At 36.6% G+C, this 18,981-nt stretch carries 19 protein-coding genes and 1 pseudogene; all 20 read left to right on the forward strand.

Features of this window, described 5'->3' with window-relative positions; all coding sequences use genetic code 11:
• Positions 1-3 precede the first annotated feature (3 nt).
• Positions 4-924 (forward strand): AAA family ATPase, encoded by a 921-nt coding sequence (locus HND50_01405; protein ID NOG43860.1) that lies wholly within the window; start codon positions 4-6, stop codon positions 922-924.
• Positions 890-2,425: a peptidoglycan DD-metalloendopeptidase family protein gene (locus HND50_01410; protein NOG43861.1), complete on the forward strand. Its 1,536-nt coding sequence runs from the start codon at positions 890-892 to the stop codon at positions 2,423-2,425. The genes HND50_01405 and HND50_01410 overlap by 35 nt, the downstream gene beginning before the upstream one ends.
• 143 nt (positions 2,426-2,568) lie before the next feature.
• Positions 2,569-2,838, forward strand: coding sequence for a nucleotidyltransferase domain-containing protein (locus HND50_01415; protein NOG43862.1), 270 nt, complete (start codon positions 2,569-2,571; stop codon positions 2,836-2,838).
• Positions 2,831-3,067: pseudogene (locus HND50_01420) on the forward strand (hypothetical protein). The gene HND50_01415 and the pseudogene HND50_01420 overlap by 8 nt, the downstream one beginning before the upstream one ends.
• Positions 3,068-3,728: 661 nt before the next feature.
• Entirely contained in the window at positions 3,729-4,454 is a 726-nt protein-coding gene (locus HND50_01425; GenBank protein ID NOG43863.1) for a flagellar hook basal-body protein, read from the forward strand.
• Between the two features lie 316 nt (positions 4,455-4,770).
• Complete coding sequence (gene flgG, locus HND50_01430) at positions 4,771-5,559, forward strand: flagellar basal-body rod protein FlgG (protein NOG43864.1); 789 nt, start codon at positions 4,771-4,773, stop codon at positions 5,557-5,559.
• Between the two features lie 140 nt (positions 5,560-5,699).
• Entirely contained in the window at positions 5,700-6,401 is a 702-nt protein-coding gene (gene flgA / locus HND50_01435) for a flagellar basal body P-ring formation protein FlgA (GenBank protein ID NOG43865.1), read from the forward strand.
• A gap of 3 nt (positions 6,402-6,404) precedes the next feature.
• On the forward strand, positions 6,405-7,001 hold the full coding sequence (locus tag HND50_01440) for a hypothetical protein (protein NOG43866.1): 597 nt from the start codon (positions 6,405-6,407) through the stop codon (positions 6,999-7,001).
• 155 nt (positions 7,002-7,156) lie between these two features.
• On the forward strand, positions 7,157-8,296 hold the full coding sequence (locus tag HND50_01445; GenBank protein NOG43867.1) for a flagellar basal body P-ring protein FlgI: 1,140 nt from the start codon (positions 7,157-7,159) through the stop codon (positions 8,294-8,296).
• Positions 8,297-8,340: 44 nt separating this feature from the next.
• Positions 8,341-8,775, forward strand: coding sequence for a hypothetical protein (locus tag HND50_01450; GenBank protein NOG43868.1), 435 nt, complete (start codon positions 8,341-8,343; stop codon positions 8,773-8,775).
• On the forward strand, positions 8,768-9,280 hold the full coding sequence (locus tag HND50_01455) for a hypothetical protein (GenBank protein ID NOG43869.1): 513 nt from the start codon (positions 8,768-8,770) through the stop codon (positions 9,278-9,280). The genes HND50_01450 and HND50_01455 overlap by 8 nt, the downstream gene beginning before the upstream one ends.
• A 185-nt stretch (positions 9,281-9,465) precedes the next feature.
• Positions 9,466-10,821 carry a flagellar hook-associated protein FlgK gene (gene flgK / locus HND50_01460; protein ID NOG43870.1) on the forward strand — a complete coding sequence of 452 codons (1,356 nt, stop codon included), beginning with the start codon at positions 9,466-9,468 and terminating at the stop codon, positions 10,819-10,821.
• 69 nt (positions 10,822-10,890) lie between these two features.
• Complete coding sequence (locus tag HND50_01465) at positions 10,891-11,769, forward strand: hypothetical protein (GenBank protein NOG43871.1); 879 nt, start codon at positions 10,891-10,893, stop codon at positions 11,767-11,769.
• Positions 11,770-11,783: 14 nt separating this feature from the next.
• On the forward strand, positions 11,784-12,791 hold the full coding sequence (locus HND50_01470; protein ID NOG43872.1) for a hypothetical protein: 1,008 nt from the start codon (positions 11,784-11,786) through the stop codon (positions 12,789-12,791).
• A 53-nt stretch (positions 12,792-12,844) separates the two neighbouring features.
• Entirely contained in the window at positions 12,845-13,879 is a 1,035-nt protein-coding gene (locus HND50_01475; protein NOG43873.1) for a hypothetical protein, read from the forward strand.
• Positions 13,880-14,023: 144 nt separating this feature from the next.
• Entirely contained in the window at positions 14,024-14,977 is a 954-nt protein-coding gene (locus HND50_01480; protein ID NOG43874.1) for a GNAT family N-acetyltransferase, read from the forward strand.
• Positions 14,974-16,143, forward strand: coding sequence for a DegT/DnrJ/EryC1/StrS family aminotransferase (locus HND50_01485; protein ID NOG43875.1), 1,170 nt, complete (start codon positions 14,974-14,976; stop codon positions 16,141-16,143). Before HND50_01480 ends, HND50_01485 begins: the two co-directional genes overlap by 4 nt.
• Positions 16,144-16,245: 102 nt before the next feature.
• Complete coding sequence (locus tag HND50_01490; protein NOG43876.1) at positions 16,246-17,112, forward strand: hypothetical protein; 867 nt, start codon at positions 16,246-16,248, stop codon at positions 17,110-17,112.
• Positions 17,109-18,065, forward strand: coding sequence for a hypothetical protein (locus HND50_01495; protein NOG43877.1), 957 nt, complete (start codon positions 17,109-17,111; stop codon positions 18,063-18,065). The genes HND50_01490 and HND50_01495 overlap by 4 nt, the downstream gene beginning before the upstream one ends.
• A 1-nt stretch (position 18,066) precedes the next feature.
• On the forward strand, positions 18,067-18,780 hold the full coding sequence (locus HND50_01500) for a class I SAM-dependent methyltransferase (protein NOG43878.1): 714 nt from the start codon (positions 18,067-18,069) through the stop codon (positions 18,778-18,780).
• Positions 18,781-18,981: the final 201 nt, after the last annotated feature.

Raw genomic sequence — 18,981 nt, forward strand, 5'->3', positions numbered from 1 at the left:
ATTATGGAAACCAAAAAGTACACAGGGAAAATTATCAGTACAATTTCAAATAAAGGTGGAGTAGGCAAAACCATATCCTCAATTGAAATTGCAAACATTCTTGGTAAGGCCCGTAAAAAAGTTTTATTAATAGATACGGATATGAATACCGGCGATATTTCCATAAAACTAAAATTGCGCAATGAAGTCACATTATTGGAGTTTTTTGAAAAGAAAGAAACAGATTTATCAAACCTTATTAAACACATCCATAATTTTGATCTAATTCCCGGCGCAGGTGGGAACTTTAAATTTGCCAATATCAATTATCTGCAAAAATTAAAATTTATAAAAGCATTTAAAGAAATTTCTGAAAACTATGATTATACAATACTGGATTTAGGCGCTGGTATTGACCGGGTTACACTGGATTTTGCATTGACAGCCGATTATACGACAATTGTTACAACACCCGAAGATATACAAACAGGGTATGGTTGTGCCAAAGCAGCTGCCGAAAGATTGAATGAAAATGAAAAGCGGCTTTCATCAAAAAACAGGGATTATATTAGAGTGCATCAATTCTCGCCATTCTTTATATTTAACAAAGCTAAGAAAAACCAGGCATCTAATATTTTTAGCGGTGTACGCCGTGCTGCAGAAGTCTCAAAATCTAAAGATGATATTAGGTTAAAGCCAAGGTTCCTTGGCAGTGTTCCGCCAGATTATAAATTGGTTGGAAGATCATATTCTGAATACCATACCCCAATCAGTGAAGCTTATCCGACAAGTGAAATGGCAAAAAGTTATAAAGAGATTGCCCACTTTTTCTTAAGTTTAGATAATAATAATGGTTTTCACCACATACATAAAAAAAGTCCAATTGATAAAATATTGAGTTTATTTAAAAATGAAAAAGAACCCGTTCCAGAACTCGAATACTGAGGTTGTCCAGAAAAACGATACCAATTCGTTTGAAATAATCCAACAGCAAGTTGATAGTTACATCACTAAAAGAAAAATTTGGGATAGCTTGCGCCGCAGGTTAACAGGGGTGTTATTTGTCTTAATCCTTGCTGTATCAGCACTTTTATATTCAGGTGAAATTATAAATCTTGTAAAAACCCTGGCAATGAATGATGTTGAATTATTGTTGACCGAAGATGCTGCGCTTATAAAAAAGAGTGCAATGAAGCTTGTGCCGAAAACATATTTTAGTGGATTGGAATTGCCTAAAAATGAGTCACTTACAGAAGAAACCAAATATGCCTTTTTAATCCATAAACTAAATAACGATTTTTACGGGAGCGCTTATAACCTTGCTTTGCTTGATGAACGCTATCTATACACACATATTTCAATGGCCGGATTAAACTATGCGGATCTGTCAAATCTTAACCGGCCCTTTAGCGATGATAGTTCTCAAACCCTTAAAAAATGGTTGTTTAACAAAACAAATTCATCCCTCATGAACAGCGCTTATTACAATCCCATTTTCCAAAAACTTAGTGATGAAATCAATTCCCTTCAAAAGCAATTAAGCGAAAAACTGTCTGAACCTTTTCCAACGGAAGTACAAGATATTGCTAAACACATTTTGGTGAAGAACAATAAAAATGAACTGGAGAGGGATGAGTTAAAGGCAGAGCTTGCCAGCCTTTTTTCCACAAACCCGGTTTTAATAAAAGATGAGCTGGAATTGGAACAACAGCTTGCAGAAAAAAAACAGGAGCTTAATCTGCGATTAGGATTATTCCAGGTTTATCTTGGAAAAGAGTATAAAACCAGGCGTTCGCAAGATGTGTATGGCTGGCTGAATGGCGATTATAAAGGAAAAAATTACTTTGCCTCAAAAGGCCGTAAATATAAAAATCTTATAGATAATACAAAATACAGCGGTGTAGAGAACTTCGTATCAACATTTAAATATAATAACCGTGTTTATAAAAAACTTGACCTTTGGGATAAAACCATCCGGCTCTATAATCCATTGCGCATGCCATTGGAAGTAAAAAACGTTGGTTTGTTTGGCGCCCGCCGGAAGTCAGAAAGAGGCCGTTTTTATAAGCATAAAGGCATCGATCTGATTGCTGATGAAGGAACGCCCGTTTATCCTGTAAAAGATGGTTTTGTGGTTTTTGTTGGAAATAAGCGCAACGGTCATGGCAATCACATAAAAATTATACATGATAACCGCATTGTATCACTTTATTCTCACCTTAAAGATGATCGAATCTGGGAACGGACATTATCTCGTTTTCGCAGTGAGGGACCATTTTGGATCAATACTTTATCGCCATTGGCCAGTGTTGGCACAACCGGAAATATTCCATCAAACGATGCACAATATGGCTATGCTCATTTGCACCTGGAAGTTGAAGTTCATGGCAAACTGGAAAATCCTTTTCAAATGTTTAAAGAATCCTTCAAAGTATACCAGGAATAGTCTGTAATTCAAGATTCATCCTGGTACTGTCATGCTGAGTTTGTCGAAGCATCTCATTAATGAAACATAATAAATCTATATGCTTGATTTTGACCTCTCCTTTTTTAAATTCGTTATACATCAAAAAAAGCAGGTGGACATTAATGATTTCTAATGAAGACAAAGAAAAAATCAGGGCTATTTCCAAAAAATACAATGTTAAGAAAGTTCTGCTTTTTGGTTCTTCCATAGAGCCTTATACCAAAGCAAATGACATCGACTTAGCAGTGGAAGGTGTGGAACCCAGGAATTTTTATAAATATTGTGGAGAGCTTTTATTTGGTTTGTCGAAACCGGTTGATGTTGTGGATCTTAGCAAAAAAAGCCGCTTTACAGATTTTATAACCCGCAAAGGGGTTGTACTTTATGGATGAACTGCGTGAGATGATTGAAATCGAATATGAAAAATTAGAACAAACTATACAAGCATTACCTTCTTCTGAAAAACTCCCATTTATCTCAGAGCTTGAATTAGCAGGTGTAGCGGCATATTTGCACAGTTTTTTTAATGGTATTGAAAATATCTTAAAACGCATTTTTAAATCTTTTAAAATTCCTCTTCCCAGTGGTTCTTCATGGCATACAGATTTATTGAATGATGCAGTTTCAAAATCAATTATCTCCAATGAGTTGAAAACTATGTTGACTGAATATCTTGGGTTTAGGCATGTCTTTGTTCACTCTTATGCTATGGAGCTATATGAAGACAGGATGGTAAAGCTGGTCGATAATATTAAGCCAACCTACCAGCAGTTTAAAAGTGAAATTAATAAATTTACGAAAGACAATTCCATCTAGTACTACAAATCATGAATAACATTGTATTAAATCCATAACCATTCACGTACTTATTGGGTTATCTGCCCTGTTTGCTTTAGATAGTTTGATTGTTGATGATCGAACAGTCACTGGTTACGCACTTGGGTTAGATGGAAACCCGCTTTAAGGTGATGTGTATTTTGCTTTCAACGGAGATACCACTTCTTATCCTATTGGCCCTGGTGGCTGTAGCGGGACAAGTTACACTCCATAGAATGAATTTATAACCTTTTTCTTTTTTTATAGAATTTAGGATACATTTACAAAACGGCAAATTCTTCCCCTAAAACGAAAAAACTTTCCTACTATTTTTAAAGTTTTTCGTAAATAAACTTTTTTACCCTTTTTCAAACCCCATAAAAACAACCCTTTAAACGCATATTTCCAAAGCTGGCACCAAACTTGTATAAAAGCAAAGCACATAGTTCTACATAGCGGAGTTTTTATGCAGTTTGAATTGACCAAACTGAAGCAGGCCATGATGGCCCAGGTCGATCGCAATAATAATGCAGCCAATAATATGGCCAATATTGGGACAACCGGTTTTAAGAAAGACCAGATATTTTTTCATACTTTGTCAGATGAATTGGATATCAGCAAGGATATGACGCATGCCACTAGTTTTGAACAGGGACATCTTCAGGAAACAGGCAATCCATTTGATCTTGCACTTTCCGGTAATGGCTTTTTTATGGTTGAGCTGGAAAATGGGGATAATGCTTTTACCCGTGATGGTGTTTTTCATGTAGATGAAGATGGGGTTTTGAAAAATAAATCCAATATGCCGGTTTTAGGCGAAGGCGGCTGGATAAATATTCTGTCTGAATTTGGAACACCAAGTGATGTTGTAATAACGGAACGTGGTGAAGTGTTTGCTGATGGTAATCTTTTGGATAAAATTATTGTAGCAGATTTTGAAACACCGGATGCTTTGCAAAAAATGGGTGGCAGTCTTTTTAAGGCGAATGAAAGGGCTGTTGAGTTTCAGGTTGATACACCATCAATTAAGCAAGGCTTTCTTGAAGGATCTAATGTGAACCCTGCGCAGGAAATGATTGAACTGATTGAAATTCAACGCAACTTTGAAGGGGTGCAGAGAATGGTGCGGGCATTGGATGATGTCTATAAAAAGGCGGTACAGCAAGTAGGGCAATACAGGACAACGGCGTAAAAACAATTAAGAATTGAGAATTATGAATTAATAATGAAAAACTAAGAATGAAAAATAGTTATCAGATTCCCCTCCTTGGAGGGGTTAGGGGTGGGTTTTTCATACAAAATTAGGGCAATATAGGACGACAGCGTAAAAACAATTAAGAATTGAGAATTATAAATTAAAAATGAAAAACTTAGAATGAAAAGTGACCGTGAGATGCTTGGATCAAAAATGATAAACATCATTCCAGCATTCCATTATTCCAACTTTTCATCATTTCATTAATTCGTCAAGCACCGGTTTTAAGGATGGGTATTAAAAACAGGAGAAAATAATGAGAGCATTAAAAACAGCAGCACTTGGCATGACAGCACAACAATTGAACGTAGATGTTATTGCCAACAATCTTGCCAACGTAAACACGACCGGTTACAAAAAAACATCCATTGAGTTTCAGGATTTGCTTTATGAAACCATGCAGACCGGTAATCGTGATGGTCGCAAAGGAAATGAAAATCCTTCGGGAATTCAAATTGGTTTGGGTAACAGGCCAATTTCAACATACCGTTCTTTTTCGGAAGGCACGATTGCCGAAACAGGTAATCCTCTGGATGTGGCTATAACCGGCAAAGGTTTTATCCAGGTAGAAATGCCGGATGGAAGTTTGGCCTATACGCGCGATGGCGCTTTGAAAGTAAATGCAGAAGGCTCAATTGTGACAAATTCTGGTATAAAAATCTCGCCGGATATTTCGGTTCCGGATAATGTAAAAGGAATTGCTATCAGCCAGGATGGAGTTGTTTCAGTTTTATTGAATGGCGAGGCAGAAGCACAGGAAATAGGGCAAATTGAATTAGCTTCATTTATGAACCCGGCCGGATTGGAAGCCGCAGGCGGAAACTTGTTTTTGGCTACCGAGGCATCTGGAGATGCAGTATTTGGAAACCCCGGTGAAGAAGGTTTAGGGCTGCTGTATCAGGGCTATCTTGAAAAATCAAATGTCGATGTTGCCAACGAAATGATAAACCTTATCGTGGCCCAGAGAGCTTATGAAATTAATGCAAAAGCTGTGAAAACTGCGGATGAACTTATGTCCATGGCGAATAACCTTAAACGGTAACTTCGGCAAGCTCAGTTACCGGATCGAACCCGAACGCATTGATGGGTATTTTCGGTAAGCTCAGTTACCGGATTGAACCCTGAGCGTGTCGAAGGGTGTTTCGATAGGCTTAACAACCATTATAATATGCGAAAAGCAATATGAATACACTCAAACAAACATCAATAATTATCTTCTGCATTTTTAGTTTTTCTGTGTTGAGTGCACAGGATGTCTATAGCACAATCAAGGAAAAAACGTCTAATCTGTTTCTTGAAAAACTGGATATCACTAAAGATGAATTGCAAATATCGTTTAACAATCTACCGGATAATCTTGAAAAGTATAATAAAAATACAATCGAAGTCTATTCACAAAAACACATTTTGAAACCCGGTAGTCAATCGGTGTGGGCACGATTTAGAAATGGACATAAAGTCGTAAAAAAAATACCGTTAAATATATCGGTTTTTGTTGTAAAAGACGTAGTTGTTGCCGGGCAAAGAATTAAGCGAAACAGCAGTTTGAGCAACTCAAATCTTAAACTTGAAACCAAGCATCTGGGCAAAGATTGGGATCAATACTTTTTCACATTAAAGGAAATAAACGGATCTGAATCTAAACGGCTGATTAAAAAAGGAACAGTGCTTACAAAAAGGATGGTTCAGGCGAAACAGCTTGTTCATAGTGGAAATCCTGTTCGCGTGGAGCTAAAATCCGGTGGACTTACAATTACTACAAATGGGATTGCTAAACAAAACGGTGCCTTTGGGGAGCAAATCAAATTAAAATTAGATAAAACAGGGAAAACCATTCAGGGGATTGTATCATCACAAAACCTGGTAATAGTGTCTCAGGAGTAAAAAATGAAAAAAACAATTTTAGCAGTTTTGGTTTTATTGAGCATTAACATTTTGAGTGCTCAATCTTTATACAGCGATTTAAAAGCTCATGAAGTAGGTGATATTCTTTCGGTTGTAATTGTAGAAAGTGCCAATGCCAGCCGCGAATCAAGCTCAAACAGTAATTCCAATAGTGATATGAAAATGGATGCATCGGCAAATGGAAATATTGCTTCTTTTTTACCGATTTTTGGAGGAGGCAGTTCACTATCCAGCTCTTATGATGGTGGCGATGGAACGGAGCAGAAAGAGAAGCTTACCGGCAGGATCACTGTTCGAATCACTGAAAAAACAACAGGTGGCATGTACAAAATTCAAGGTGAAAGAACGTTAAATGTTAACGGTGAAGAGAACCTTATGGAACTTCAGGGTTTTGTCCGGCCGCGGGATATATCTACAAATAATTCTGTTTTCTCCTATAATGTAGCAGATGCTCAGATCACTTATAAAAAAGGCGGGATTACAAATATTGTTAATGATGGATTTTTTAGCAACATGTTTGTCAAAATTATTGGCTTGGCCATGGTGGCTTCATCTTTGGGATATTTAGCGTTAAAATAATTTTAAGATTGAAAGAATGTAAGAATGAAAAATTTAAGCACTCATATAGATGAGTGGAAAAAGTAGGAGTCGTTTTTGGTGTCGAATTCTTAATAATCCAAATAATGTGATAGAAAAAGCAAGAATCGAAAATCCAGAATCCAGGATCAAAAAAAATGAAATTAACAAAAAAAATATTTACAACACTTTTTCTTTCAGGCATGATAATTCAAACATTATCAGCTCAGGTAAGGATAAAAGATATTGTAACTGTTGAAAATTCGCAACAAACAGCTCTTATTGGATATGGCCTGGTAGTTGGATTGGGTGGAACAGGCGACCGTTCATCCGGCAACCGTGGAGCAGTTTTCACCGTTCAAACGATTAGCAATATGCTTGAACGTTTTGGGATAACTGTACCAAAGGAGCAATTGCGAACCAGGAATGTCGCTGCTGTTATGGTTACCGCGAAGGTAAGACCATTCAGTATTGTGGGATCACAATTTGATGTTGTGGTTTCGTCATTAGGCGATGCAAGCAGCCTTGAAGGGGGCGTGTTGTTACCAACACCATTGATGGATACTGCGGGCAATAATTTTGCAATGTCGCAAGGCCCGCTCTCTATCGGGGGATATAATGTAGAAACAAAAGCAGGCGAACAACTGAGAAAAAATCATGCTTTGGTTGGACGTGTTCCTAATGGTGCTTCTTTAACACAACTGCCGCCAAATCAATCTTTGGATATTTCTAAACCCTTACATCTGTTTTTAATTGAACCAGACTTTTCTACCGCGAGCAGGATTGCAGAAGCGATAAATGGTGGGGCAGATCAGGACAGTTCCGGTTCTGCGCAGGCATTGGGACCCGGAATTGTTGAGATTAAATTTCCGGATTCTTTGAAAACACAAATGGAAGCGATGCGTTATTTATCATCTATTGAGGTTTTACCGGTGGTTACAGATGTTGAAGCTCGGGTGGTAATTAACGAACGAACCGGGACAATTGTAGCGGGTGGAGCTGTCAGTATCGGGGAAGTTATGATCTCGCATGGCAGTTTAACAATCCACACACAAAGTGCGCCGGTCATTTCGCAGCCAAATCAGTTTAGCAGTGGCGGGCAAACGGTTGTAGCCCAGGTAACAAATACGGTTGCGGAAGAGGCAGATGCTCAAAGTGCAGTTATTAATGAAACAACCACGGTAACCGATTTGGCTTTGGCACTGAACACAATTGGCCTCAAACCAAGGGATATCATTGCCGTTTTTCAGGCTATAAAACAAGCCGGTGCTTTAAGGGCACGCTTAATAATAAACTAAATTACATTTTTGGGATTAGACACTTGGAACCAGGAAATATTAAAATGGCACTTCAGACTGTTATTAATAACCAGATAAAATCTGTAGAAGATAAAACTGGGAAGATGTTTAATTTGGAAAGAGATCAGACTAATAAAACTAAAAGTTTAGAAAAACAAATACCACTCGACCAAATAGACAAAGAGGATTTAAAGCTAAGAGAAGCCAGCAAAAAACTTGAAGGGCAGTTTTTATCTCTTTTAATAAAATCAATGGAAACAACTATTCCCAAAGACGGACAGAATAAACAAAGTCTTTCCACCATGATGTTCAGTTCCGTAATGGGAAAAGAGATGTCAGAAAGTGGTGGTATTGGTTTGGCCGATTTTTTTTATAAATCCTTAAAAGAAAATGGTACTGATGCTTTGCAGAAATTGTCGGAAACGGGAACCTATAATCCATATTATGCGCCATCATTGACGGGAGATAATGATGAATAATCTACAAAAAAAGAATCAACAATTACTGGATGAAATCCATTCAATTTTAACAGAAGAGGTGGTTTTATACGAAAGCCTCGCAGATACAGCCTACCAAAAACAAAAAGCAATTTTAGAGAATAATGTCCAATCGTTGGCAAAGTTTACAGGTTTGGAACAGACGTTTATTCGAAAAGGAAATGCATTGACATCAAAGAGATTGGAAATGACCTCAGAACGGGGAAAGAATCACAAGAAAAAAATAATGTCGCTCGCATCTTTTATAGGTTTAAACAATCTACTAAAAAATGAAGAATGGGTTGGAATGGAGAACCGTCTGAATAAAGCTTTAACCAAAGTGAAACGCCTGAACCAGGAAAATTCAATTTTATTAAAAACTTCAATCAATTTTGTTCAGGATTTGATTAGGCTTTACTACCCGAAAAATGAGAGTGAATCAAAAATTTATACACGAGATGGAAAAACCGAGGCTCAAAAAAAGGCTGTAGTAGATTGTGGCGTTTAAAAATTGAAAATTGAATATTGATAATTGTAAGATTTTAATATTGAGGTAGGAGCTTTCTCCAGAAAGCGAAATAATGAAGGTTCTTATCAGAAATCGAAGCAAAAGGTAACCCAGGTTATGGCAAAAAGTCTTGCTGCCTGATAATGAAAAATGAAAAAATTAAATGAGATTACGAAAGAAAAACTATGTCAATATCATCTTTATTTGAGATAGGCCGCCGCTCACTTTCCGGGTATCAAACAGCGATTGATACTACCTCAAATAATATTGCAAATTCAAACAACGAGGGATACACAAGACGCCGCGTTGATTTAAATAATCTCACCACTATCAATGGTTTTGCAGGATTTGGTTCGGGGGTTGATGCCAGTAGTTTAAGCAGGATGCGCGAAAAATTCGCAGAATATTCTCTTTGGCGCGAAAATCACAACTTAGGCAAGTATGAAAAAACAGAAACACTTTTAACGCAAATTGAATCTATTTTTGGTGACGACAGCGACGGCTCCTTACAAAATGTTTTAAGTGAATTTTGGAATTCCTGGAATGATCTTGCAACTGAGCCGGAAAGTGAATCATACCGTACTTTAGTAAAAAATAAAGGCCAGCTTCTGGCAAATACTTTTAGAAGCACACATACTCGTGTGGTTAAACTTCAGCGTCAGTTAGATCCTGAATTATATGAATCTGTTGCCATGATTAATAAAATGAGTGAGCAACTGCTGGAAATAAACCAGCAATTACGGTTGGGCAACTCACCAGACTTGATGGATCGGCGAGACCAGCTTATCACAGATCTTTCGCATATAATTAATATTGATGTTAAAGAAAAGGATAACGGAGAAGTTAGCATACTTTTTGGCGGGCACATTTTAATTTCTGAAAATAAAGCAAATGCCTTAGAAGTAAATATAGACCGGACAAATAACCTGCATGCTGCGACAATAACTTTTAAAGACAGCGATTTTGAACCGGATATTGATGGTGGCAGTTTGTCTGGTTTGCTAAATGTTTTTAATGAAAATATACCAAATTATCTCGATCAGTTAGATACGCTTGCCAATAGCATTTCCGAACAGGTTAACTCAGCACACTCCGCAGGATATAATTTAGCTGGTACAACCGGTATTAACTTTTTTAACTCAGGAAGTTCGGGAGCAGCAAATTTACAGATGAACCAGGCAGTAATTAATGATCCGACTTTGATTGCAACACGAGGAGCTACAGAGGGAGTTGGTGCAAATTCAGTAGCAGAATCCATTTTTAATTTACAATTTGATACGTTTGTTGCCAATGAAACTCCGGCTGACTTTTATATTTCACTTGTTACAGAAATAGGCTCGGAGATTGATGATGCCAGCTTTTTACGATATAGCCAGGAATTAATTACACAACAATTGCAAAATCAGCGGGATGAAATCAGCGGTGTTTCACTCGATGAAGAAATGACCAAGCTTGTACAATATGAGCAGGCATATCAGGCAGCGGCAAAAATTATCCAGACTGTCGATGAAATGATCAACACTGTATTGGAGCTTGCGTAAAATATAAGTACATGGAAGTATAGTTGAGTTAATACATGGATAAGTATCTATAAGTGGTAGGAAAATAAAATGCGTATAACCCAGGCAATGATCACCAGAAATGCTTTATTACGGGTGAACCAAAACCGCAGTAATATGGCTGAGATTCAAGAGCACATAGTTACAGGCCGAAAAGTAAACAGGGCTTCGGATGACCCTACATCTTTTGCAAAAGCGGAACGTTACAAAGCTACTTTGCAGGAAAACGAACAATATCTGAATAAAATTAAATCTGCCAATGGCTGGATTAATAATTCGGTTTCCTTATTGGAGCAAATGGCTGATATTTCTTTGCAGGCCAGAGATATTGCCAATAAAGGTGCCGATGGTCAATCGGATGCAGAAGTACGTGCAACCTTAGCTGGCAGCCTTGATGCTCTGATTAATGAAATGCTCTCTTTAAGTAATTCTCAACATTTGGGTAAAAGTGTGTTTGCCGGTTCCGCAACAAAAACAGGAAATCCATTTGTGTATTCAGCGGGTGTCGTTTCTTATATTGGGAACGACAAACAAATGACCCGTTCCTACTCAGAATCAGTGAGTGTGACGATTAATACAACCGGACAAGAGATAATGGATACCGGGGTTTACGCAGCAATGACAGATTTAATGAATGCATTAAATGCCAATGATGAAGCGGCAATCAGGGCTCAGATAGACGTGCTAAAAACATCGTCTGAAGGGATAATTGCACTAAGTTCAGAGATGGGTGCCCGGTCAAAAAATGTACAACTAATTCAATCACGATTGGAGCAATCTAATTTTGATTTACAAACCTTTTTATCAGATGAGCGTGATGCAAAAATAGATGAAGAAATAGTGCGCTTTAAAGCAGAGGAATTTGCTTACGAAGCAGCATTACAGGCTACTTCAACTGCAATGCGCATGAATATTATGCAGTTCATTTAATACAACAACAAAACATGTCTAAAGAAGATTTAACTGAAATAGTACCACCTAAAACCGAACTTGATTTAAATGAAATTTTGGCAAATGCGGAAATCAATGCAGTTGCAAATTATAATCCTAACCCAACACTTCCTGTTTGTTTTATAGTTGGCGCCCCAAGTAGTGGTACAACTTTTATATTGCAATGGCTTGCCGCGACCAATGCTTTTACATACCCAACAAATTTAATTTCAAAATTTTATATGGCTCCTTTTATTGGGGCAAAAATTCAAAAAATGCTTAGTGAGACAGATTCTTCGCCTCTGAACAGAATAGGGCATATTGATAAAAACTGGAAAGCTGTTTTTGAATCTGATCTGGGCAAAACAGATGGCTTATTGGCCCCAAATGAGTTTAATAAATTTTGGGAAAGATTTTTTCCTTCAAGAAATGATGACGGAATAAAACAGAAAAAAGATTCTTATCCTAATATGTTGATTTTGGGATCTGAATTGGCTGCATTAGAATCTGTATATAATAAACCGATTGTAATGAAAGCTGTTTCTTTAAATAGCCAAATTGAACAACTCGCAAAACAAATCCCAAATGCAATTTTTTTATTTATCAAACGAGATACGTTTTTTAATATCCAATCACTTTTAATACAGAGAAGAAAGTTGGAAGGGACTGCCGATTGGGTTTCTTATAAACCACCGCAATATAAAAAATTAAAGAAATTGAACATATATAAGCAGCTTGCCGGCCAAGTACATTTTACAAATAAGCTAATTACAAAAGGATTGATGAAAGTACCCAAACACCAAAAATTAATATTTAATTATGAGGATTTTTGTGTTGATCCCATACATTTTTGGGGCAGGTTAAACAATCGCTTTAATAAACTTGGTTTTACATTACATAAAAATTATGACGGTTTGGACTCTTTTACCTCGTTAAATAAGATAAAAGTGGACAAAAAAGAGAAAGACAGGATTGCTGCAGCTTATTATTCACTTTTTGGTGACGATATTACACCTAAGTAAGTGATAAAACTTATCTTAAAAGAAAAAAACCTGAACATAATAGATTGACACGAATGACGGAATTTGAAGAAATCGGCGGATATTTTGAACTTGAACTGCCCTTAGGAAACGAGTATCATAATAACGCACTTCGCTTTAATACAGCCCGGAATGCTCTCAGTTATTTTCTTCTTAAAAATAAAATTACTGATTTGTATATACCTGTTTATATATGCGATAAAGTTGTAAATACTATAAAACAGGGAAAAACACGGATACACTTTTATCACCTGGATGATAACTTTAGTCCCTTGTTGAGTAAGGATGAAATCGGTGATGCTTATATTCTATTAGTCAATTATTTTGGCATTTGCGAAAAAGTGATTAATAAGTGCATTAAAAAATTTGATAATGTTATTTGTGACAATGCCCAGGCTTTTTTCTCAAACCCGGAAAGCGATGTTGTAACCTTTTATTCACCCAGAAAATTTTTTGGTGTAGCTGATGGCGGATATATCTATGCTAATGGTTTAGAATGTGAGAATGTTGTCCAGGATGACTCCACTCAGAGATATATGTCTCGTTTGGTGCGCATAGATGGCGGTTTTCAGGCTGGTAATTTTCTTTATCGAAATTCTGAACAGCTGCTAAACAGGGCCAAAATTCGCAGGATGTCCGGATTAACACAGAAAATCCTGTCTTCAATTCACTATGATGAGGCATGGGAAAAACGCCAGGAAAATTTTCATTATTTACACAAAAACTTAAAAAAAATTAATCTTCTTAAACTCAATTTAAGGTCCGTTCATGGGCCAATGGTTTATCCTTTAATGATTAGGCAGGATGGTTTAAGAAATTTCCTGATTGAGAATAAAATCTATATCCCGCAATATTGGCCTGAAGTGAGTTTTAGAACACACCAGGGATCTTTCGAATATCAATTGGCAAATGATATGTGCCCACTTCCGATTGATCAGAGGTATTCCAAAAAAGAAATGAATATTATCCTTGAACTAATCAATAAATTTCTTGATAAAACTCAACTTCCTGTTAGTGAATTACCTGATGAAATTGAAGATAAAGAATTGGTGGTAAATTCTTCCGCTTAAAATGAAAAACTTTCCTGAAAAATACTGCTAAAAGTAGCCAACCTCCTGTTTTGCCCTTATTTGTCAGTATCTTAGAATTAATACACTACTGGCATAATATTTGACCTTTATCCCACATTAGCTCTGTAAATTTAAATTTAGGGAATGAATAATACCTGTTTGTATGCAAATTTTGGTATTGTTTTTATTGTTATGACAGGATATTCCAGTTCAAAATATGCGCAATCTTTATCTGAATTTGGAAAACCCGTTTTTTTAAAAGGTAGTAATGCATGGGTTTTGCAAAGAGATATTTGTAATTCAGGGTTAAAAGATGCCACCGGTTGTTACCCGATTTTTAGTTTAGAAAATTGGAATATGCTGGCTGAAGACTTACGTGCCAAAGCAGAGTCCTGGATAACTTTTTCCGTTGTGACTGATCCTTTTGCTGATTTTTCTGAGCAGGAATTGCGAAGCATTTTTACAGACAAGTGTTATTCATTTAAAAAACACTTTGTTGTTGATCTTCAAAAGGATTGGCAATTTTATTTAGATAAAAACCACAAACGAAATGCTAAACGGGCCTTAAAAACATTACAAATTAATCGAATTGAACAATCAGAAGATTATTTGGATAGTTGGGTTGGCTTATATTCAAATCTCGTAAAAAAACACAAGATTAGAGGAATTGCCCGGTTTTCTAAAAAATCATTTAAAGAGCAATTCCAGGTACCGGGTTTCCTTTCATACAAAGCTGTTCTCGATGGTCAGATTGTCGGAATGGTGCTCTTTTATGAAGCAGGCAACAAAGTATACTATCACCTTGCTGCATATACTGAAAGCGGCTATAAAAACAACGCTTCTTTTGGAATATTTTTTAAAGCAATAAGTGATTTTGCTGACTTAGGAAAAAAATGGTTAAACCTTGGCAGTGGGGCGGGTTTAAAATCGACGGAAGATGGGTTAACCCGGTTTAAAAAAGGTTGGGCAACTGATACACGCACTGCTTATTTCTGTGGTAAAATTCTTGATAAAGAGATTTATAACAAACTTTCTAAAGGCGCAAACCCCGACTCTGGTTTTTTTCCATTGTACAGAAGTAATGGAGGAAGCGAATGAATCCTGATGAGTTTTCCCAAAGCCTTGATACACTTGAAGATATAAAGAAAAAAAACAATCAAATTTTTGTTACACGGCCGGACTTGCCGCCATTGGATGAATTTGTAGAATATCTTGAAAAAATCTGGGATAAACGTTGGGTTACAAATAATGGTTTGTATCATCAGCAATTTGAACAGGCCTTAGCCGATTATCTTGGTGTTAAATATGTCAGCTTGTTTTCAAATGGTACTTTGGCTCTTGTCGTGGCGCTTCAGGTAATGCGTATAACAGGTGAAGTAATCACCACACCTTTTAGTTTTGTTGCGACAACCCATGCCTTAAACTGGAATAAAATAAATCCGGTATTCTGCGATATTGATCCCCAAACACTCAATCTTGATCCGGAAAAAATTGAACCTTTGATAACACCAAAGACAGCTGCAATTCTGCCGGTTCATGTTTATGGCAACCCGTGTAATGTTGAGAAAATTGGCCGAATAGCAGATACTTATGGGCTTAAAGTTATATATGATGCTGCACATGCTTTTGGAGTAAAAAAGAAAAACGAGTCAATTCTTAATTTTGGTGATTTATCGGTGCTGAGCTTCCATGCAACTAAAATATTTACAACAATGGAAGGCGGGGCAATAGCTACAAATGATGAAAAATTAAAGACACGGATTGATTATCTGAAAAATTTTGGTTTTGCTGATGAGACAACTGTAATGGCGCCGGGAATTAATGGTAAAATGAATGAAATGCAATCTGCTTTAGGAATTGTTCAATTGAAATATATTGATGAAAGAATCCAAAAAAGAAAATCTTTGACGCAGTTGTACAGGGATATTCTATCAAATATTAATGGGATTTCATACTTGCCTGAATTAGAAAATGTTACTCATAATTATGCTTATTTCCCGATTTTTATTGAAGCAGAAAAGTTTGGTTGTGCCAGGGATGCGGTTTACGAATTTCTGAAGGATAATGAAATATATGCCCGGCGTTATTTTTATCCTTTAATCAGTCATTTTCCTATGTATCGTGGATTGGCTTCATCTTCACAGGATAATCTTCCAATTGCTGAAGAGGCGGCTAAAAGAGTAATTTGTCTTCCTCTTTACCCGGAAATGAGCACTGATGATGTTTTGAGAATAACAAATTTAATAAATCAAAAAGCAATATAAATCTGTCATTCCTGAATATTTTTATCATGAATCTAATTTTGATGCGGATTCCCGTTTTGAACATACAAGAAAGACATTATTGTTAACACAAAGTTTATCAAAATGGACAAAAGAAAATACATATTTGCCGGAAACCGCTTCAATGTTTTGCAGGAGATGTTGAAATTAGAACTGAACGTTATAAAAATATTTGCAGTAAAGAATTCATGGTTGGAGAAAGAACTAATCAAAAAAAATATTGGTTATGAAATCCTTCCGGCAAAAGAAGAATTTGTCGAACAGGTGCAACGGATAACTTTTGATTTTTTTATTTCAAATGGGCTTCCGTACATCTTGCCCATTTCAAAATTGGTAGAAAATACAAAAAGGAAATTTATAAATATCCATCCTTCATTTTTGCCCGATTTACGCGGAGCTGATCCGCAACCCGGAGCGCTATTATTTGGGCGGGACTCTGGTGCAACATGCCATTATATGAATGATCAAATCGATGCGGGCGCAATTATTAGCCAGACAAAAATTGAATATTCTAAAAAATTTGATGCCGGGTTATTGTACCAATTATCTTTTTTGGCTGAACAGGATGTTTTTAAAGAAGCATGGAAAAAAGATTTCATCTCAATCAAAAATCAAGGAAGTGTTGACCGCTTGTATTATTCGTTTAAAACAAAAGATTTGTACTTTGATTTTAATGATTCTTCCCATGATATAATTCGTCGCATTAAAGCTTTTAATACACCAAATAAAATGGCCAGGTTTTTATTTAACTCAAATGAAATTTTGATAGAAAATGCACAGCTGATTGAAAATGAATTTATGAATTATAAATATCAAAACAATTCAGTAAATGAAGTGGTTGTTGTTTATGAAAGCAGCCTTGTGGTTAAAAAAGAAGATGGATTTCTAAACCTTAAAATGAGCGACGGATATCTTGAAAATCAACCTTCAGTAGGCGATGTTTTATCATGATGAGATGGTTAAAAAAAGGACAAATATTTGATCCATCTGATCGTTTTCCGTGGATGAAAGCTTATGCCCAGGTTCCAACAGCAATAGTGGTTGAAGGAGTGCTTCGTATTTTTTTTACTACACGTGGATTACCGGATGAAGACGACCAATATATTAGCCGGATTGGTTTTATAGATGTAAACCCGGTAAATCTGTCAGAAGTATTATATGTCCATGATCAGCCTGTTTTAAACCATGGTAAACCCGGGACTTTTGATGCGTTTGGAGTAATGCCTGGCAGCATACATTTTTCTCAGGACAAACAAGAAATAGAGCTGTATTATACTGGCTGGGCTCGCCGCACAGATGTGCCTTTCTCGACTCAAATTGGATGCGCAACCACCAAAGATAATGGACGAACATTTTCACGGAAACATATCGGGCCATTGCTTGGATTGGACTCACAAAATCCTTATCTCATAAATGGGCCATTTAGCTATTTTGATAATGGGATGCAGCACATCTGGTATGCCTCGGGTAAAGAGTGGATTTTTGCTAATGGCAAATATGAAATTGTGTACCAAATAAAACATGCCGTCAAACGAGATCGTTACCACTGGGAAAGAGAAAAGGGTTTTTGCGTACCGGCAAGAATAACAAATGAAGCACAAAACAGGCCTGTTGTCCAAAAACTAAATGATAAATTTCATATGTGGTATTGCTATAGAGAGGCACTTGGTTTTAGAGAAAATGATGGGGCCGGGTACCGTTTAGGACATGCGGTTTCCGATGATCTTGCCAGTTGGAAATTGGATGATAATTTTACAGGATTGGAATTAAGCGAATCCGGTTGGGATTCTGAAATGATGGCTTATCCATTCATAATCACTGTGATGAATAAAACGTATCTTTTTTATAACGGAAATTATTTTGGCAAAAATGGTTTTGGCTATGCAGAACTTACAGGAGTATAAGATGGAGTATCTCGAAGGTAAATTTGAAACAAAAAAGTTTTCTGATAAAAAAAGGCCTTATATGGAAGGATTGCAGACAATTCTAAATCTTGGATATGACCAGGAGGATTTTATTCATCATTTTCCTGCTTTTACAGGACACATGACAATAGCCCGGTTTCTCTCATTATATGAGGCTTATAAAATGGTGAAGGATGTGGCTGGTCATGTAGCAGAAGTCGGTGTTTATAAGGCAGCCGGAACATTGTTTTTTGCAAAGCTGCTGCAAATATTTGAGCCTGGTTCCCTCAATCTTGTACATGGTTTTGATTGGTTTGAAGGCAATCATGTTACAGAAGAAGAGAAAAATGTTTTAGAAGGGTCTTATAAAGAAGATTATGGACGGGTAAAAAAATTAGTCGAAGCACAGCAACTTGAAAATTTAGTCCATATTCATAAATTGGATGTGGTTAATGAATTATCCGAATTTTTTGATGAAAATCCGTATATGCAGTTTAAAATGGTTTTTCTGGATGCCGGGATGTACGAAGTAGTAAAATCCAGCATTGAGAGCTTTTGGCCACGCCTGACCAGCGGCGGTATTATGATTTTTGACCAGTTTAACCATGAACTATCTCCAGGCGAAACCCGCGCCATTAAAGAGTTATTGCCGAATGCTCAAATAAAAATATTTCCATTTGGCTGGATGCCGACGGCATATGTAATTAAACCATAAAATACAGGATCGTTTTAACGGAAATATCTTCCCCTTTTAAGCAATTCATTCCTCTATGATTTCAAATTAGAAATCAAAAAACCCCCATTTTATGCACCTTGGCAAAGATTAATCCGGTGGCATAGTATTTGAAATATGTCTTGCATTAACTATACATAAAATATCTTTCGGTATCGTGAAAGCTGATATCGAAAATAAAAA

The organism is Calditrichota bacterium (genome assembly GCA_013112635.1).
GTDB lineage: Bacteria > Calditrichota > Calditrichia > Calditrichales > J004 > JABFGF01.

Excerpts from the sequence above, each read along its gene's own strand:
- HND50_01405 (NOG43860.1), top strand. The coding sequence starts at position 4 with ATGGAAACCAAAAAGTACACAGGGAAAATTATCAGTACAATTTCAAAT.
- HND50_01490 (NOG43876.1), top strand. The coding sequence starts at position 16,246 with ATGGACAAAAGAAAATACATATTTGCCGGAAACCGCTTCAATGTTTTG.
- HND50_01450 (NOG43868.1), top strand. The coding sequence starts at position 8,341 with ATGGCACTTCAGACTGTTATTAATAACCAGATAAAATCTGTAGAAGAT.
- HND50_01445 (NOG43867.1), top strand. The coding sequence starts at position 7,157 with ATGAAATTAACAAAAAAAATATTTACAACACTTTTTCTTTCAGGCATG.
- flgA (NOG43865.1), top strand. The coding sequence starts at position 5,700 with ATGAATACACTCAAACAAACATCAATAATTATCTTCTGCATTTTTAGT.
- HND50_01415 (NOG43862.1), top strand. The coding sequence starts at position 2,569 with ATGATTTCTAATGAAGACAAAGAAAAAATCAGGGCTATTTCCAAAAAA.
- HND50_01500 (NOG43878.1), top strand. The coding sequence starts at position 18,067 with ATGGAGTATCTCGAAGGTAAATTTGAAACAAAAAAGTTTTCTGATAAA.
- flgK (NOG43870.1), top strand. The coding sequence starts at position 9,466 with ATGTCAATATCATCTTTATTTGAGATAGGCCGCCGCTCACTTTCCGGG.
- HND50_01475 (NOG43873.1), top strand. The coding sequence starts at position 12,845 with ATGACGGAATTTGAAGAAATCGGCGGATATTTTGAACTTGAACTGCCC.
- HND50_01465 (NOG43871.1), top strand. The coding sequence starts at position 10,891 with ATGCGTATAACCCAGGCAATGATCACCAGAAATGCTTTATTACGGGTG.
- HND50_01495 (NOG43877.1), top strand. The coding sequence starts at position 17,109 with ATGATGAGATGGTTAAAAAAAGGACAAATATTTGATCCATCTGATCGT.
- HND50_01455 (NOG43869.1), top strand. The coding sequence starts at position 8,768 with ATGAATAATCTACAAAAAAAGAATCAACAATTACTGGATGAAATCCAT.
- HND50_01410 (NOG43861.1), top strand. The coding sequence starts at position 890 with ATGAAAAAGAACCCGTTCCAGAACTCGAATACTGAGGTTGTCCAGAAA.
- HND50_01440 (NOG43866.1), top strand. The coding sequence starts at position 6,405 with ATGAAAAAAACAATTTTAGCAGTTTTGGTTTTATTGAGCATTAACATT.
- HND50_01425 (NOG43863.1), top strand. The coding sequence starts at position 3,729 with ATGCAGTTTGAATTGACCAAACTGAAGCAGGCCATGATGGCCCAGGTC.
- HND50_01470 (NOG43872.1), top strand. The coding sequence starts at position 11,784 with ATGTCTAAAGAAGATTTAACTGAAATAGTACCACCTAAAACCGAACTT.
- HND50_01480 (NOG43874.1), top strand. The coding sequence starts at position 14,024 with ATGAATAATACCTGTTTGTATGCAAATTTTGGTATTGTTTTTATTGTT.
- HND50_01485 (NOG43875.1), top strand. The coding sequence starts at position 14,974 with ATGAATCCTGATGAGTTTTCCCAAAGCCTTGATACACTTGAAGATATA.